At 34.1% G+C, this 17,163-nt stretch carries 20 protein-coding genes and 1 tRNA gene; 14 read left to right on the top strand and 7 right to left on the bottom strand.

Annotation, left to right across the window (positions count from 1 at the left end; translation table 11 throughout):
• Window positions 1–4 precede the first annotated feature (4 nt).
• The 8 genes from GQ46_RS04735 to GQ46_RS17060 are packed head-to-tail and all read left to right on the top strand — an operon-like array spanning window position 5 to window position 5,573.
• Window positions 5–433, top strand: coding sequence for a hypothetical protein (locus tag GQ46_RS04735; protein ID WP_044398805.1), 429 nt, complete (start codon window positions 5–7; stop codon window positions 431–433).
• 49 nt (window positions 434–482) lie between these two features.
• Window positions 483–935, top strand: coding sequence for a TIGR02594 family protein (locus GQ46_RS04730; RefSeq protein WP_044398803.1), 453 nt, complete (start codon window positions 483–485; stop codon window positions 933–935).
• A 2-nt stretch (window positions 936–937) separates the two neighbouring features.
• Window positions 938–1,114: a hypothetical protein gene (locus tag GQ46_RS17550; protein WP_156133098.1), complete on the top strand. Its 177-nt coding sequence runs from the start codon at window positions 938–940 to the stop codon at window positions 1,112–1,114.
• Window positions 1,115–1,133: 19 nt separating this feature from the next.
• Window positions 1,134–1,745 carry a hypothetical protein gene (locus GQ46_RS04725; protein WP_044398801.1) on the top strand — a complete coding sequence of 204 codons (612 nt, stop codon included), beginning with the start codon at window positions 1,134–1,136 and terminating at the stop codon, window positions 1,743–1,745.
• A 1-nt stretch (window position 1,746) separates the two neighbouring features.
• Complete coding sequence (locus GQ46_RS04720; protein WP_044398799.1) at window positions 1,747–2,142, top strand: hypothetical protein; 396 nt, start codon at window positions 1,747–1,749, stop codon at window positions 2,140–2,142.
• On the top strand, window positions 2,142–2,786 hold the full coding sequence (locus GQ46_RS04715) for a glycoside hydrolase family 19 protein (RefSeq protein WP_052503404.1): 645 nt from the start codon (window positions 2,142–2,144) through the stop codon (window positions 2,784–2,786). Before GQ46_RS04720 ends, GQ46_RS04715 begins: the two co-directional genes overlap by 1 nt.
• Before the next feature lie 3 nt (window positions 2,787–2,789).
• On the top strand, window positions 2,790–3,254 hold the full coding sequence (locus GQ46_RS04710; protein ID WP_044398797.1) for a hypothetical protein: 465 nt from the start codon (window positions 2,790–2,792) through the stop codon (window positions 3,252–3,254).
• A gap of 3 nt (window positions 3,255–3,257) precedes the next feature.
• A complete protein-coding gene (locus GQ46_RS17060) occupies window positions 3,258–5,573 on the top strand; it encodes a zincin-like metallopeptidase domain-containing protein (protein WP_052503403.1) in 2,316 nt (771 codons plus the stop codon).
• Window positions 5,574–5,981: 408 nt separating this feature from the next.
• On the opposite strand, the gene GQ46_RS04700 is transcribed toward GQ46_RS17060, so the two are convergent.
• Together GQ46_RS04700 and GQ46_RS04695 are read right to left on the bottom strand one after the other, a co-directional pair.
• A complete protein-coding gene (locus GQ46_RS04700) occupies window positions 5,982–7,199 on the bottom strand; it encodes a site-specific integrase (protein WP_044398795.1) in 1,218 nt (405 codons plus the stop codon).
• Between the two features lie 99 nt (window positions 7,200–7,298).
• Window positions 7,299–7,371, bottom strand: a tRNA-Lys gene (locus tag GQ46_RS04695).
• A gap of 121 nt (window positions 7,372–7,492) precedes the next feature.
• Between GQ46_RS04695 and GQ46_RS04690 the strand changes: the two genes are divergently transcribed.
• Window positions 7,493–8,014: a shikimate kinase gene (locus GQ46_RS04690; RefSeq protein ID WP_044398793.1), complete on the top strand. Its 522-nt coding sequence runs from the start codon at window positions 7,493–7,495 to the stop codon at window positions 8,012–8,014.
• Here the strand turns inward: GQ46_RS04690 and GQ46_RS04685 are convergent.
• Together GQ46_RS04685 and GQ46_RS04680 are read right to left on the bottom strand one after the other, a co-directional pair.
• Window positions 8,006–8,509: a phosphoribosyltransferase family protein gene (locus tag GQ46_RS04685; RefSeq protein WP_044398791.1), complete on the bottom strand. Its 504-nt coding sequence runs from the start codon at window positions 8,507–8,509 to the stop codon at window positions 8,006–8,008. The two genes, GQ46_RS04690 and GQ46_RS04685, sit on opposite strands and share 9 nt — an antisense overlap.
• Window positions 8,510–8,512: 3 nt before the next feature.
• On the bottom strand, window positions 8,513–8,887 hold the full coding sequence (locus GQ46_RS04680; protein WP_044398789.1) for an RNA-binding S4 domain-containing protein: 375 nt from the start codon (window positions 8,885–8,887) through the stop codon (window positions 8,513–8,515).
• Window positions 8,888–8,963: 76 nt separating this feature from the next.
• Here GQ46_RS04680 and GQ46_RS04675 point away from each other — a divergent pair, with 76 nt between their 5' ends.
• On the top strand, window positions 8,964–10,049 hold the full coding sequence (locus GQ46_RS04675) for an FKBP-type peptidyl-prolyl cis-trans isomerase (protein ID WP_052503402.1): 1,086 nt from the start codon (window positions 8,964–8,966) through the stop codon (window positions 10,047–10,049).
• A gap of 63 nt (window positions 10,050–10,112) precedes the next feature.
• On the opposite strand, the gene GQ46_RS04670 is transcribed toward GQ46_RS04675, so the two are convergent.
• From GQ46_RS04670 to GQ46_RS04660, 3 genes are all read right to left on the bottom strand, one after another.
• Complete coding sequence (locus tag GQ46_RS04670; protein ID WP_369793426.1) at window positions 10,113–10,757, bottom strand: outer membrane beta-barrel protein; 645 nt, start codon at window positions 10,755–10,757, stop codon at window positions 10,113–10,115.
• A gap of 145 nt (window positions 10,758–10,902) precedes the next feature.
• Window positions 10,903–11,856: a transketolase family protein gene (locus tag GQ46_RS04665; RefSeq protein WP_044398787.1), complete on the bottom strand. Its 954-nt coding sequence runs from the start codon at window positions 11,854–11,856 to the stop codon at window positions 10,903–10,905.
• Between the two features lie 56 nt (window positions 11,857–11,912).
• Complete coding sequence (locus tag GQ46_RS04660; RefSeq protein WP_044398785.1) at window positions 11,913–12,758, bottom strand: transketolase; 846 nt, start codon at window positions 12,756–12,758, stop codon at window positions 11,913–11,915.
• A 191-nt stretch (window positions 12,759–12,949) separates the two neighbouring features.
• On the opposite strand from GQ46_RS04660, the gene tgt reads away from it, so the two are divergent.
• From tgt to GQ46_RS04640, 4 genes are all read left to right on the top strand, one after another.
• Entirely contained in the window at window positions 12,950–14,080 is a 1,131-nt protein-coding gene (tgt, locus tag GQ46_RS04655) for a tRNA guanosine(34) transglycosylase Tgt (protein WP_044398783.1), read from the top strand.
• 3 nt (window positions 14,081–14,083) lie between these two features.
• Window positions 14,084–15,157, top strand: coding sequence for an LptF/LptG family permease (locus GQ46_RS04650; RefSeq protein WP_082041706.1), 1,074 nt, complete (start codon window positions 14,084–14,086; stop codon window positions 15,155–15,157).
• Entirely contained in the window at window positions 15,144–16,055 is a 912-nt protein-coding gene (locus GQ46_RS04645; protein WP_044398779.1) for a DMT family transporter, read from the top strand. The genes GQ46_RS04650 and GQ46_RS04645 overlap by 14 nt, the downstream gene beginning before the upstream one ends.
• A gap of 88 nt (window positions 16,056–16,143) precedes the next feature.
• Entirely contained in the window at window positions 16,144–17,097 is a 954-nt protein-coding gene (locus tag GQ46_RS04640; RefSeq protein WP_044398777.1) for an acetyl-CoA carboxylase carboxyltransferase subunit alpha, read from the top strand.
• Window positions 17,098–17,163: the final 66 nt, after the last annotated feature.

The following is a 17,163-nucleotide window of genomic DNA, read 5'->3' as shown; positions in this document are numbered from 1 at the left end:
ATTAATGAGCCTAACAAAAGAAGAAATTATAGAAGCAGTAAAAGCTTCACAGCAAACTAAACCAGTTGATTCGCATAAAGTAACAGAGTGGTTATTTCGTGGTCTAGTTGCATTATTACTGTTTTTAGGTAATAATATTCGTGTTCTGCAAATAGATCAAGGTATTGCACAACAAGCAATACTAAATGATATAAATATATTGAAGCGAGACAAAGAATATGAAAAAGAACAATACGAGGAATTTAAACAAATTTTATCAAAGCCAAGATTTACAAAAGATGATTTCGATCAAAGTATTACACCACTAAGAACACAACTAAATCAAAATACAGGTGAGTTAAACAGGCGTAGTACTATCACGGGAGAAGCAGAAAAGAGAATTTCAAGGCTTGAATATCTAATGGAGGAATTTGTCGCTTTAAAAAAAAAATAGAAAATAACGATTACGGTTTTTACCGTAAATCACAGTAAAAAAAAGGCACATGAGCATTACAACCTGTAATAAAGAACACATAATACTAGCCTTGTCTCAATTTGGCGTTACAGAAATTGTAGGCATACATGATAATCCTGTTATTATCAATTATCTCGATGAGTTGGGTTACAATGGCAAACAGTTAAAAGATGAAACGGCATGGTGCAGCACGTTCGTTAACTGGGTGGCCATGAAAAGCGGTTTGCCTAGAAGCAAAAATTTAGCTGCTAGGAGCTGGTTAAAAGTAGGTCGCGAGGTACCAGAAGGAAAACAGGAAATTGGAGATGTAGTGATATTCTGGAGAGGTAGCAAAACAGATTGGCGCGGCCATGTGGGTTTTTACATAGGTGAAAACGAAAATAGCATCTATACCCTTGGTGGCAATCAAAGTAACCAGGTTAAAATTTCAGAATATTCAAAATCTCGTTTGTTAGGTTACAGGCGTTTAAATAGTTATTAGTTATGAAAAAAAGAATTGAAAAAAACTACTATGATGTTGTTTATAGAACAAAATCAGGTAGCGCAATGGTAGCAAAAAGAATAGAAGCATCTAATGCTGAAAAAGCGAAAGCAAAAGTAAAAAAAGAAATGAAATCATCATCTACTTTTAAAGTTGTGGTTTCTGCTTTTAAATTATAAATCCTTTGCAATTACAAAAATGGATCTCAAAAAAAAATACAGTTTCGGCATCAAAGATTTAACAATAGTACTATTGCTGCTTTTTGGCGCTTATTATTTTATTTTAAAACCAGAACGTATTGAAACCGTTGTTAAGGAAACTAAGACAGTAGATATAAAAAAGGAAATTAAAGAAGCTATTAACAACCATCTGCAACTACAAAAACCAGAGGTACAACGCACAATTATATATCAGGATCGCGTATTACCAATTACAAAAGAAACTATAGTTGAACCAGAGGACCATGACAAGATAAAAAACCTTAATAAGTATAAAGACACTACCCAACTTGAAAACGGCAAAATATACAGCGAGATTTTAAGCGACGGCACCGTTTACAGTAATAAAATAATTGCGGAAATGGATGTTAAGACCATAACCAAAACAAAGGAAACTAAAATTACAAAATACGGTAGTGGTTTATTTTTTTCCCCATCTATACAAGTAAATCCTGTTTCTGGAATACAAAGTTTTGGAGCGTCTATAAATTACATTTATAAAGGAGATTTTGGTATTGGTGCAGGTGCTTTTTTAAACACACAAGCACAATCATTAAACTATAGTATAACCTTACACAAAAAAATATTTTAGTATGAAAAAAATTATAATAACAGGCGGAATAGTAGGAACCGGTATATACTTATATCTAAAAAAAAGAATAGGTGTAAAGATTATTAGCGCTAACGATCAAGAGAAAAAAATTAATTATGAGGTAATCGTAGGTCTTACCAAAATAAAAGGCACCTATGATGCTCTAAATGTAAAAGGAGCAATAAAACAACAAATTGGAAACAAAACGCTTGTTGTAGAGTCGTCCAAAGCATATATAGTAAAGTTTCAGGTACTAAATAACGAAGGAAAAGTTATTTACCAATACATACACACCTTTCCAAATATTGGTATCGTTCCGCCCGATTATACACCAGTAACTTACAATTCAATAATAAGTCAGGAAACATCGGCTAAATCAGGAGAAATGTTTAATTAATGAGTAAAGCACTAAAAATTACAGGCGCGTTAGTCGCATCGGTTTTGTTTTTTGGTTTTCGTAGATCGAAAGGCAACGCGCCTATTAGTGCAACTCTTTTTAATACTGTAAAAAAAGCAACGATTAACGCTTTTGGAAACTTAAACAGTGATCAAATCGACGCATTATCTGCAATAACTAACGCATTTATAACCTATGGCGATGGTGATAATAGTAAACTAGCTTACATTATAGCTACAGCTTGGCACGAAAGTAGGTTTAAACCTGTGCGTGAATGTTTTGCTAATACAGATGCTCAAGCTAGACAGTGTGTAAAAACAAAACCTTATGGGCTGCCAGTAAATGGTAAAGTGTATTATGGACGAGGATATGTACAATTAACCTGGTCTTACAACTATGAGAAAATGGCGAATTGGCTAGGTTTAGATTTGGTTAATAATCCGGATATAGCATTGCGAAGAGATGTGGCTGCTAAAATTATAGTTTATGGCATGTACAACGGCACATTTACAACAAAAAAACTTAGTGATTATATAGGTGGTAATTATAACGATTTTTATAATGCCAGACGTATTGTAAACGGTTTAGACAAGGCACAATTAATAAACGACTACGCTATTAGTTTAGTGAGTTATAATGCTTAAATTATGAATTTAGTAGGGAAGATTTTAACAGGTGTTGCAGTAGCTTCTATTACAAGCTTGATATTTGCACGCAAAAAGGTACAAGATGTAAAGGCTATTGCTGAAAAACTAACCTTTGGTATTGATCGTATTAATAAAGTTGATTTTAAAAACGGTGGCGTTGTAATTAACGTAGATATTTTATTAAAAAACAATAGCAATATCAACTTTGAGTTATCTACAGGAACGCTTTTAAGCCTTAAAAAAGTTCAAGTATTTACAGTTAGTGGGTATCAAATAGCGGAAGCCCAAAAGGAGTTAAACAACATCAGTTTGTTAGCTAATAATGCAACACTAATACCAAATGTTGAAATTTTTATAGACACATCTAATATTGGTGGTTTATTTATTAATCTTTTCACCATAAAAAAAGAAGATTTAATTACCAGGGCCCACTTAGAAATTTTCGGAAAACCATTTGTAGTATAAAATATGAAATCAGTCGAAAAATTCAATGCGTTAAACGGTATAATTCAGAGAAATGAATTGCAAAATATAATTGATTTGGCAAAATCAGAGGAGCAAAATCATATTGTAAATAAATTACAAAATGCGCTTTGTTTATTTCCTTCTGCATCAGAATTAAATGTTTTAATTCAACAGAAAGAATTTCCAATAAATAAGTTTTCCGAACTAAATTATATAGAATATGAAAATAATTTAGAAGATTACGAAATTGAAGGGTTGGGTAAACCAGTATCTCCAGAAGATATTTACAACATGATTACAAATAAAATAATTGAACTTTTAGAAAAAGAGATCAATTATGAAAAGATGTGGCAACCTAATAAAAGCGGTTATTTGTATGCCTACAATTTCGACACAAAAAAGCCTTACAGATCAATAAACGCCTTAAATCTAAGCTCTTTATACATTTACGATCCTTCACAACCATTGCTAGACAACCCTTATTATCTTACTTTTAATCAAATAACCAAATATAAAGGGAAAATCAAGAAAGGAGCTGAAGGCTTTAAGGTAGTGTATTACACAAAATTATATAGGTACCAGCAAGCAGAACCAAAATTAGAGTTTTCTACTTACGATCCTAAAAAGATGATTCGTTGGTTGAAATCTAAATCAATTCAAATAAGTTTGTTAAAGCAGTTTTCTGCAGAAGAAATAACCCAACAATCAATTATACCTATTCTAAAGTATTACAATGTTTTTAATGGAAGAGATATTGAGGGTATCGATTTTGATTTAGATAATTTTAAACTATCTGGTAAAATTGAAGGAAAGGAATGGCCGGCCAGTGAAGAAATTGAAAATGCTGAAGCTATTATTGATAACTATCCAGAAAAAGCACCTACTTTGATTATTAGAGGCAACGACGCGTATTTTAGAGAGTCTGAAGATATTGTTTCCATGCCAAACCGAAATAATTTTAAAAACGCCCAGGCGTATTACACGACATTATTTCACGAATACATTCACTCTACAGGAAGTTATAAAAGACTTAAAAGAGAATTTGGTAAAAAATTTGGTGATAAAAAGTATGCTTTTGAAGAGTTGGTGGCAGAAATTGGAGCGTCATTTTTAAGCGCAGAAGCTGGAATTTTACACTATACTTTGAGAAACAACGCCGCTTACATTAAAAGTTGGAGAAAATCGCTTTTAAAACGCTTAAAAAAAGATAATCGATTCATTTTTAAAGCTTCTACAAAAGCACAAGCTGCGGCAGATTATATACTTCAACGAGACAAGGAAGGAAAAGCCAAATACTTAAAAAAGGTAATCAAAGTAAAAGAAACAAAGCCAAAAGAAGGAACGCAATTAGCACTTTTAGGAGCTAAACAAAAGGGATTAAACTTTGCTGTATCACAATACACACCAGAGCCTTATACGCCATCAACAATAATTGAAAAGCAAGCGCAGGCGCACAATGATTTTGAAAAAGGGGTTTTTCAAGGTGCGCCGGTAGCTGCTTTACCTTTACCAATATCTCAACCAACTATAGAGCAACCCAAACCAAAACTAGTTAGCGCCATTGATCCAGTAGTTTCAAAAATGGTTAAAAAAGCTATCGACAGTAAATTACCAAAAGGCTTTACCTTGGCCAGCGAAAAACCAGATGAAAGTGATTTACCAGGCCTATTCTATTTACCAGGAGAAATAGGGAAGTGGCTAGGTAAACAGCAACGTTATAAGCTAATGTTTCTGGTTCATGGTGAAAGCGGTGCAGGAAAAAGTGAACTTGTTAAACAATTAACCAACGCATTTATAAATGCAGGTTTTAGAGGTGGTTTTTTTGATATTGAGCAAGGCGGTTTGCGTAGCAAAGACACACAAGAAAGTTTAGACCGCAACATACCACCAGAAAATTTAGATAAAATTGCATTTACCAGCGAAGCCGAAAACGGTTTACAAAGCGTTAAAGATGTTGCAAATGCATTCGATTTTGTTGTTATAGACAGTTGGCAAAAGCTAAAAACGCCAATGAGCCAGTTAGACGATTTAAGAGCAGAATACCCAGAGACAATCTGGATAGTGATTGCCCAAGAAACAACAGACGGTAAGGCAAAAGGAGGTAGTCAAGCTTCGTTTGATCCACCAGTAAGATTAAAAGCATACAAGGCAGATAATACCTTTGTAAACAACTATACAGAGATTATGAAAAATAGAGGAAACCAACAAACGGTAGGTACAAAGTACAATATGTATAGCAAAACACTTGTCAATGAATCTTTACCAGATTTGGTAACCGAACCACCTCAAAATAGATCATTCACTATAGAAAGCTATTAAACGAAAAAGCCACTCAATTCAGAGTGGCTTTTTATTTAGTTGTACTTTTTCTCGTATTGTTCTATTATTGTTGAAGTAAAACCAGTAATCGCGTAATCTGCTCCAGCCATCACAGTAATTCCTAGCTTGTTTTTTTGTGTAAAAAACATCGATAAAAAACACTAAAATTTTATGGCATAATTCCCTCTTTTACAAAAAACAACCAAAAAAGGCTTAAAATGTAAGCTTTAAAAAAACTGTAACACTATTTTAAAAAACTGTAACAGAACTGTAACAAAAACTGTAACACTATTAAGTATCTGTAATACAGTATTTTAAACTACTTGTAATCATTATTGTTACAGCGTTACAGAAAATTAGGAAACCTAAAGCGTAGAAAATAAAAAAAATAAAAATCTCGTTAAAAAATCACAAAACCGAATGTCTATTCAAAATTGAATCCATGTTAGAAATTTGATCGTTCATAATTTCATCTACAATGTGAACGTAAACCATTGTCGTTTCAATTTTACTATGTCCTAAAATCTTCTGAAGTATTTCTATTTTTCCACCAGCAATTAAAAATTGGGTTGCAAAAGTATGCCTGGCAACATGAAATGATACTTTTTTTGTAATTCCGCAAATTTTACAAATTTCCTTCAGGTAATCATTAATCGTTTGATCTGTAAAATCGTCATCAAACGTTTTGCCGTTTTGGTTAACAAATCGCTTTGCGGTTTCATTCAATTTTATACGCTGGAGCTTATTAGTTTTTTCACTCGAAAAAATAACGTGGTTTTCTAAAAAATTGTTTTCGCTTATTTTTTGTACATCACTAATTCGTAACCCGGTGAAACAAGAAAAGAGGAATTTCTTTAGTACAAATTTATAGGCGTCACACAAAAAGTCACTGTTATAAAAGTCAAACAGTTTGTTTAACTCTTTGCTGGTTAAAAAAGTCCTGTTTCCTTTAATAGTTTTTACTTTTATATCTTCAAAACTTATTGGTGTGACTATTCGCTTTTTATTGGCTATATGCAGGTATTTTTTTACGTTTTTTAAAGCGGTGTATACAGTATTGGGTTGGTTTTTTAGTTTTGTTCTTAAATGCGCTTTAAATTGGTTTATTAAATCTTCTGTCACTTCACAAAATAGAATACTCGATCTAAAACCTTTTAACTTTTGCAACGTGGCGTTTTGTTGTCTCCAGGTTGTGTGTTTTATAATATTTTGATCTAATTGGTTTTTTAGTTCAGATTCATAGAACTTTATAAAATCTATTTTACTGGATGGGTTGTAAAAATCCTCAATAAAGTTATTCATAGTTAAAGCGCGGCCGCTTAATCTGTAACTTATTTTTATTTCATTTATTGCCGCTAAATTTTGCCCTATAATTAAATTGTAATCTTTCGCATTTGTTGCGCTCCCTTTAACAGCTTGGTTTTTGTAATCAAATTCGCAAGGCTTCACATATATCTTTAACGGTAACTGTTTTCGTTCACTATTTATAAAAACCTGAATATAAAGTGCGGCGGTACCATCTTTTTTAATAGACGTTTTCTTTTGTATCAATTTGTGAGTAAACGTACCAGTCATATTTTTTGGGTAGTTTATTGGGTAGTGGAGGAGTGTATTCTCTATTCGCATAAAAAAACCAGTTAAAAAGTAAATAGGCCTAAAAACCACAAAAGCAGCAACCTTGCATGATTTGCAAGCTTACTGCTTAATGTAATTTTAATAGTCTAGTGACCGGGCTGGGGCTCGAACCCAGGACCCTCTCCTTAAAAGGGAGATGCTCTACCAACTGAGCTACCAGGTCATGCCTTATTGCGGGTGCAAATATAATTCCTTTTATTAATAATACAAGCATGTTTTTGAAAAAATTTTTGTTTTTTTGTCTTGCTTTCACGTAGGCGTTTAATAATCAAAGATTAACAGGTATGAAAAATTTAATTTTATTAGGATACATGGCTTCCGGGAAGTCTTTTATTGGAAAAAAATTAGCAAAAAAAATAGATTTTGACTTTGTTGACTTGGATGAGTTCATTGAAAGTAAAGAAAAAAAAACGGTAAAAGCGCTATTTGAAGAAAAGGGAGAACTCTACTTTAGAAAAGTAGAAAAAAAATATTTATCAGCACTTTTAAGTCGCGATGAAAAGTTAGTGATCGCTTTAGGAGGAGGAACACCATGTTACTATGACACCATGGATGCTTTAGTTAATGATGCTTCTATAGAGACGTTATATTTAAAAGTATCCATTCAGGAAATAATAAAAAGAGTGACTAACGAAACGGCAAAGCGGCCTTTAATAGCGCATTTAAAAACAGAAGAAGCGCTTATTGAATTTATAAGCAAACATCTTTTTGAACGTTCTTATTTTTATAATAAAGCCAACCACGTGATAGATGCTAATCAATCTGCAGATACCATTGTAGAAAACATTATAGCCAAGTTATTTTAAAAAAGCTTCAAATTTTTTTCCTTCTAATACAACATCCACATGTTCGTGTAAAGAGGTCGATAATGAAATGCCCTTAAAGTCTGCTTTTACAGGATATTTCTTATGGTTTCTATTCACCAAAACGGCGGTTTTAAATTGTTTCAATGGCACATCTAAAAAATGTTTTACACCATAAACCAAGGTTGTTCCTGAATTTAAAACATCATCAATTAAAACAATGGACTTGTTAGTATATTCTTCAACCGTTAAAGAGGTTTTTATAGGTGCTCTCGGATTTTTCTTATTTATAGAAACTTTACAAAGCACAGGGTTTATAGGTGAGATTTTAGAGAGAATCGTTTTTAGCTTTTTAGCTAATAGGTAACCATTACTATCAATGCCAGCCAAAACCACTTCAGTTTCATCGCTATTGCTTTCATATATTTGATAAGCAATACGCTTAATTTTATGATTTATCTCGTCGTGAGTAAGAATACTATTTTTTAGTGTTGTCATATTTTATAATTCATTTTCTAAATAGACATCATCGATATCGCGTCTGTCTTTTTTTGTGGGGCGGCCGGTGCCTTTTTTACGATAATAATCTTTGGAATATTTTAACAATTCTTGCGCTTCAAATGCAGATTTTGGCGTGGTATCCACACGATAAATATCCACTAGCTTTGCACCAACCCTGTTTGGAGGGACATCTAAAATAGTTAAGCTGTAATTCACTTGGTCTTTACGCACACTAATTTTATCGGTGGCATAAACCTCCCGACTCGGTTTTACGACTTGGTCGTTTACTTTAATGTGCCCTTTTTTACAAGCGGTAGTCGCTATATTTCTTGTTTTGAAATACCGTGTACACCATAAGTACTTGTCTATTCGCATATAATTGTAAAATCTACGTTAATGATATTGTACAAGATTAGATTAAAAGTTATCTTGCACTCAAAAATAAGCAAAAATGAATTTAAGAAAGTTAATCCTTCCAGTTTTATCACTAATTCTTGTGGTTTTATCTTGTAAAAAAGATGATGAGGACGTATTTCAGGCCATTCCAGACCGTGACAGGCAGGAAGTGTATGATGAAAACCTTATAGAAATAGAAGAATATTTAGCAACACATTTCTTTAATTATGAAGATTTTGATGAGGCGAATCCATATTCTGAAGCTAATGATGCTTTTACTATAGTTTTTGATACGATTGCAGGAGTCAATAGCGATAAAACACCTTTAATTGACCAAGTGACTTTTAAACCAGTGACTCAAGATGGTATTGATTATAAATTATACTATTTAGTGGTTAGAGAAGGCCTAGGTAAGCCTGTTCACTCTTTAGATAAAGCAGCAGTTTTATACAGGGGTACTGTACTTGATGGGACATTTTTTGATGGCGCCGTTAATATAGATGAAAATCAACCATTCAATCTAACGGGAGTTGGGAGTATAGGCGGTGTTGTAGCAGGGTTTAGAGAAGGGATTGTTGAATTTAATACAGCGACTAGTATCACTCAAAATCCTGACGGTACAACGACTTTTGACGATCATGGTATTGGTGCAGTATTTATGCCTTCAGGATTGGGGTATTTTGCACGCCCTACAAGCAGTGCTATTCCTGCGTATTCTCCTTTAATCTTTACTCTAAAGGTGATTTCTAGAACGAATACCGATTGGGATGTTGATGGTATTCCATCGCATATTGAGCATCCAGATGGTGATATTACAGGAGTAGAAGATAATACAGATGGTGACTTATTGGTGAACTTTATTGATAATGATGATGATGGAGATGGCGTTTTAACTAGAGATGAAGTACAACAAAAGGAGTATGAAGATGATGGTGTTAGCCCGTTTATGACCAAAGCAGAAGCCGTAGCGTATTACGATAATACTATTGCGACTAATGGTGAAAACGAACTATTTGTTAAAACGGAATTAAAGTTGGATAACACGTTTACTTTACATACGGTTGTAGTACCGCAGACGGATGTTAACGGAGAAATGCTTCCAAACTACTTAAACCCCAATATTACTGAGGTTTTAGAATAATCTATTAAAATATAATAAAAAGCCCAACTTAAATGTTTAAGTTGGGCTTTTTAATTTAGTGCGCTATAACTTTAGAGAAAGACTTAATATCAGCTGTTCTGGGCGCGTGTCTATTCTGCCAACAGGCATACTCGTATTATTGGTAATAATAGTGACTTCGTTAGCGTTAAAACCACGCTCGTATCTTAAATCGATTCCTAGTTTGCTTAAATTAAGCCCAATTCCAAAATTTAATCCCACCGTAAAATCGTTTTCTATCGACCCAAGGGTCGCGCCTTCTAATTCTGAATCTAAAATATACTGAAACGCTGGGCCAGCAAATACACTAACAGGTCCTAAAACTTGAAGTCCCACCAAAATAGGAGCATCTATACGTTGTAAGTTTAAATCGCCAGGATCATATTCGCTTTTGGTATTTGTGTATAGTAATTCTGGCTTTAAATATAACTTTGTTCCAATTTTTCCAAAAAGACCAATGTGGTATCCCACCGCTCGCGTAGGGTCTTCGCTAGTGTTAGAAATGGAATTAAAATAATCGCCATTGCCATTATAGTTTATACCACCTTTAATACCAAAGCCGCTACCTTCTTGTGCAAGAGCCGAGGAGGCTACCGAGATTACAAACACTACTGATAAAAACATGTTTTTACACACAAGATTTCTGTTCCTATTATCTAAGGCTTCGTGAAATTTTTTTAAAATTTTCATACTGATTCGTTTTAATGATTTCATTAAGTTAAACGAAAATTGTGCCACAATATTTTTTCAGCTATTGATTGTAACTGTTTTCTAATCAAAAAAGGATGAAAAGCATTTAGCTTTTCATCCTTTTAATAAGACTTGAAAGCGGTTTCTACTTTCGCTTTATAACCTTTTCACAGGCTTTAACTATAGACGCACTATTTAAACCATATTTCTCCATTAATTGCGCTGGAGTACCAGATTCGCCAAAGGTATCGTTAGTCGCAACAAATTCTTGAGGGGTTGGCCTGTGTTGCGATAAAACACGTGCAACACTTTCACCAAGACCACCTAAATGATTATGTTCTTCTGCAGTAACAATACATTTTGTTTTACTTACCGAATCTATAATCGCTTTAGCATCTAATGGCTTTATCGTATGAATGTTTATGACTTCAGCGCTAATTCCTTTTTCATACAAGGCTTTTGAGGCTTCTAAAGCTTCCCACACTAAGTGTCCAGTCGCAACGATAGTGACGTCACTTCCTTCTGTAAAATGAATGGCTTTACCGATTTCAAATTTTTGATTCTCAGGAGTGAAAACAGGAACTGAAGGTCTTCCAAAACGTAAATATACAGGACCCTGATGCTCTGCAATGGCAATTGTAGCGGCCTTAGTTTGGTTGTAGTCACAGGGGTTGATAACGGTCATGCCTGGTAACATTTTCATTAATCCAATATCTTCAAGTATTTGGTGAGTCGCACCATCTTCTCCTAATGTTAAACCAGCATGTGACGCACAAATTTTTACATTTTTATCAGAATAGGCAATGCTTTGTCTTATTTGATCGTAAACACGACCCGTAGAGAAGTTTGCAAAAGTACCAGTAAAAGGGATTTTCCCTCCAATGGTTAAGCCAGCAGCTATTCCCATCATGTTAGCTTCAGCAATTCCAATTTGAAAAAAGCGTTCTGGGTTTTCTTTTATAAATTGATCCATTTTTAAAGATCCAATTAAATCAGCACAAAGTGCTACAACATTTGGGTTTGTTCTTCCTAGTTCTGTAAGTCCATCTCCAAATCCTGAACGGGTGTCTTTCTTTTCTGTGTATGTATATGTTTTCATTTTTTATGCCCACCAAAGTAGGTAACTTTTAAATTAAACGTAATTATTAAACCGTATTAATAGTCTCCTAAAGTTTCAGGATTTTGCGCCAAACCGATGGCTAATTGGTCATCGTTAGGAGCTTTACCATGCCAAGCATGCGTATGCATCATAAAATCGACGCCATTACCCATAACTGTATTTAATAATACACAAACGGGTTTTCCTTTACCGGTTTCAGCTTTGGCCTTAGCCATACCTTTTAATATAGCGTCTATAGTGTTGCCTTCTTCAATATCAATTACGGTCCAGCCAAAAGCTTCAAATTTTAGTTTAATATCTCCCATTGGTAAAACAGTATCTGTAGCTCCATCAATTTGCTGTCCGTTTAAATCTATAGTCGAGATGATATTATCAACTTTTTTTCCAGCGGCATACATGATAGCTTCCCAATTTTGACCTTCTTGTAATTCACCATCACCATGTAAACTGTAAATTAAATGCTTACAACCATTTAGTTTTTTAGCTTGAGCTGCACCAAGAGCAACACTCATGCCTTGACCTAAAGAGCCAGAGGCTATACGAATACCAGGTAACCCTTCGTGCGTCGTTGGATGGCCTTGTAATCTTGAATTTATTAAACGAAACGTATTTAATTCTTCTACAGGGAAATAACCCACTCTAGCCAAAACACTATAGTAAACAGGGGAGATATGACCGTTTGAAAGAAAAAAGAGATCTTCTCCAATACCATCCATATCAAAGCCCTCTTTTCTATCCATAATTTCATTGTAAAGGGTTACAAAGAATTCTGCACAGCCTAAAGAACCACCAGGATGACCTGAATTTACTTTGTGTACCATTCGTAAAATATCTCTACGAACTTGTGTTGTAATATTTTCTAGTTGTTGTGTGTTTGCCATTGTATTTAGCTTGATTTATATCGCATCAAAAGTAACTTTTTGACGCCCATCTGCAAAGCGCATAGGACTTCACTTATTAACGAATTACCATGATTTACTAACAATATTTAGAATCCGTTCAATTTTATTAAATGTTTAAGAAGCATTGTGATTTTGTTATTTATCTTTACGCACTGAATTTATAAGTAAGAATGACATTCGACATAAAAGCTAAAGACACCCAAAGTAACGCTAGAGCAGGAGTATTAACCACAGATCATGGTGTTATTGAAACACCTATTTTCATGCCTGTTGGAACTGTTGGAACCGTAAAAGGGGTACACCAACGTGAGTTAAAAGAAGAAATAAATCCAGATGTTATATTAGGAAACACCTACCATTTATATTTAAGACCTCAAATAGATGTTTTGGAAAAGGCAGGTGGATTGCACAAATTCATGAATTGGGATCGTAATATTTTAACCGATTCTGGAGGCTACCAAGTATATTCTTTATCTTCAAGACGAAAAATTAAAGAAGAAGGTGTGAAATTTAAGTCGCATATTGATGGGAGTTATCATGTATTTACACCAGAAAATGTCATGGAAATTCAGCGCAGTATTGGTGCAGATATTATTATGGCGTTCGATGAATGTACACCATACCCATGCGATTATAACTATGCGAAACGTTCTATGCATATGACGCATCGTTGGTTAGAGCGTTGTTTAACGCATTTAGACAAAACACCCTTTATGTACGACTATGAACAAACGTTTTTTCCTATTGTTCAAGGGAGTACTTATAAAGATTTGCGTAAACAATCTGCGGAATATATTGCCAATGCAGGAGCACAAGGAAATGCCATTGGCGGACTTTCGGTTGGAGAACCAGCTGATGAAATGTATGCGATGACAGAAGTCGTTACCGATATATTACCAGAAGATAAGCCCCGCTATTTAATGGGGGTTGGAACACCTATAAATATTTTAGAAAACATCGCTTTAGGTGTTGATATGTTTGATTGTGTCATGCCTACACGTAATGCACGAAATGGCATGTTATTTACCGCATATGGTAGCATAAATATTAAAAATCTAAAATGGCGTGAAGATTTTTCGCCAATAGATGAGATGGCTATGACTTGGGTAGATACAGAATATTCGAAAGCGTATTTGCGTCATTTGTTTTCTGTTAATGAATTACTTGGAAAGCAAATTGCAACGATTCATAATTTAGGATTTTATTTATGGTTGGTTCGTGAAGCTAGAAAACATATTTTAGCAGGAGATTTTAGAACGTGGAAAGATAAAATGGTAAAGCAAATGAATAATAGATTATAGCCAGTGAAAATTCTCGATTGGTACATATTAAAACGTTATCTCCTCACTTTTTTGATGATGATTTTGCTGTTTATTCCTATTGGAATTACAGTACATCTCGCCGAAAAAATTGGTAAGATTTTAGAAAAAGAAGTCCCTCTTGGTGAAGTGATGCTCTATCTTTTAGACTTTACTATTTATTTTGCACACTTATTATTTCCACTGTTTTTATTCTTATCAGTCATCTGGTTTACCTCTAAATTAGCTAATAATACAGAGATTGTTGCTTTTTTAAGCTCGGGGGTTTCCTTTTCAAGATTTCTAAGACCTTATATAATAGGAGCCGTTATTGTTGGAATAATCTCCATTGTTTTAGGTTTATACTTAGCACCAAAGGCGAGTGAAGGTTTCAATGACTTTCAATACAAATATTTAAAAGGAAGGAAAGATACGGGGAATCAAAAGCTATTAAAACAAATTAATGATAACGATATTATCTATGTGAGTAGTTTTGATGGCAAGAGAAGTCAAGGTTTAAATTTTACCTTAGAGCACTTTGAAGGAGATAAAATGACCTACAAAATTAGTGCTGCAAGTATACGTTATATTGAGGAAGACACGATATATAGCCTACGTAATTATGAAAAAAGAATCATTACAGATAATGAGGACGTTATCATTAACGAAAGAAAGAAAGATACACTGTTCGCATTCGACCTGGAAGATTTAGTGCCAGACGAATATATCGCAGAGACCTTGCCTTATTTTGAATTAAGAAATTTTATTAAGAAAGAAGAAAAAAGAGGATCCTCAAACATTGGACGCTACAAATTAGAACTGTATCGTAAATGGAGTTTACCAGTTTCAGTATTTATTTTAACCATTATAGCAGTTGCTGTTTCTTCTATTAAAAGACGTGGTGGCATGGGAGTGAACCTTGCATTTGGCATCTGTACCGCCATGATTTTTGTGTTTTTCGATAAGATTTTTGGCACTTTAGCCTCACAGTCTGATTTTTCGCCACTGATTGCTGTTTGGTTTCCTAATTTTATATTCGGTATTTTAGCTATCATTCTCTTGTACCATGCTAAACGATAAACTTAAAAACTACCTGCACTTACATGTTTTAGTTTTTATTGCTGGTTTCACGGCCATATTAGGCAAGCTCATTAGTATCGAGGCGGTATCTTTGGTTTGGTACCGTATGATAATAGCTTCAGTTTTAATGTTTGTTTATATTAAAATAGCGAAAGTCAATATTTCAGTAGACCGAAGATCCCTTTTTAGATTTGCTTTTGCGGGAGTTATTATTGCTTTACATTGGATTACCTTCTTTGGTGCTATAGACGTGTCTAACGTATCCATTGCTTTGGCGATGTTCTCAACAGGTGCGTTTTTTGCTTCTTTTATAGAGCCCATTATTTATAAGCGGAAGATTATTTGGTACGAAATTATTTTCGGAATTATAGTTATTGCTGGCATATACATTATTCTTCAAAGCGAAATGAAATACATTTACGGCATCCTTTTGGGTATTTCATCTGCTTTTTTTTCTTCATTATTTGCTGTACTTAACGGAAAATTCTTGGAGAAACATTCTGCAACGAAGATTTCGTTTTACGAATTTTTAAGTGGTGTTATTTTTATTTCAATCTTTATTGCGTTTTTTGGTAACGGTTTTTCTGTAGCCTATTTTAATTTAAGCGCAAGTGATTTTGGTTACCTTTTTATTTTGGCTTCTGTTTGTACAACCTATGCATTTATTGCTTCAATATATGTTATGAGGTATATTAGTCCGTATACAGTCGTACTAACATACAATCTAGAGCCTATTTACGGCATTATATTGGCGCTTTTAATCTTTCCGGAAACCGAAAAGATGGCGCCAAATTTTTATTATGGCGCTTTTATAATTTTAGGAACCGTACTTTTAAATGGGGTTCTAAAAAACCGAAAAGCCTTCAAACTAAAACGATTAAAAAGAAGTACACTATAGAATTTTGGATTTAGTGTTAAATGCCAAAATCAAAACCAAAAAAAAGTGTAGTTTTGTAGGCTAACTAAATATTATAAAATCATTCCCTATGGAATATTTAGAATTTGAATTACCTATCAAAGAACTAGAAGATCAACTAGACAAGTGTCAGGTTATTGGAGAAGAAAGTGATGTCGATGTAACAGAGACTTGTAAACAAATCGAGAAAAAGTTAGTAGCCACTAAGAAGGAAATTTATAAAAACCTAACCCCATGGCAACGCGTACAACTATCGCGTCACCCTAACAGACCGTATACTTTAGATTATATCAAAGCCATATGTGGAGACTCCTTTTTAGAGTTGCATGGTGATCGAAATTTTAAAGATGACAAAGCCATGATTGGCGGTTTGGGGAAAATTGGAGATCAGAGTTTTATGATTATTGGTCAGCAAAAAGGATACAATACAAAAACCAGACAATACAGAAATTTTGGGATGGCTAATCCTGAAGGGTATCGAAAGGCTCTACGGTTAATGAAGTCTGCAGAGAAATTTGGACTTCCTGTGATTACCTTATTAGATACGCCAGGAGCTTACCCAGGTTTAGAAGCTGAAGAACGCGGACAAGGGGAAGCTATCGCTAGAAACATTTTAGAGATGACCCGCTTGAAAGTGCCTATTATAACTGTAGTCATTGGAGAAGGTGCCTCTGGAGGTGCATTGGGTATTGGAGTTGGTGATAAAGTATTAATGCTTGAGAATACATGGTATTCTGTTATTTCACCAGAATCATGCTCGTCTATCTTATGGCGCAGCTGGGAGTTTAAAGAGCAAGCAGCAGAAGCTTTAAAATTAACAGCTAGCGACATGAAAAAAATGAAGTTAGTAGATGAAATAGTAAAAGAGCCGTTAGGTGGCGCCCATACAGATCGTGAAAAAACATTTGCAATAGTTCAAGAAGCGATTTTAAAATCTTATGATGAGTTTAAAAACTTATCACCAAAAGAATTAGTCGAAATGCGAATGGATAAATATTCTCAAATGGGAGTCTTTAAAGGTTAGCAGCGATTATGAAGCATATCCTTAAAACTGAAAGTGTAACTTTCAGTTTTTTTTATGCTTATTAAC

Source organism: Lacinutrix sp. Hel_I_90 (assembly GCF_000934685.1).
Lineage (GTDB): Bacteria > Bacteroidota > Bacteroidia > Flavobacteriales > Flavobacteriaceae > Lacinutrix.
This window is presented reverse-complemented; position numbering and strand designations above follow the sequence as displayed.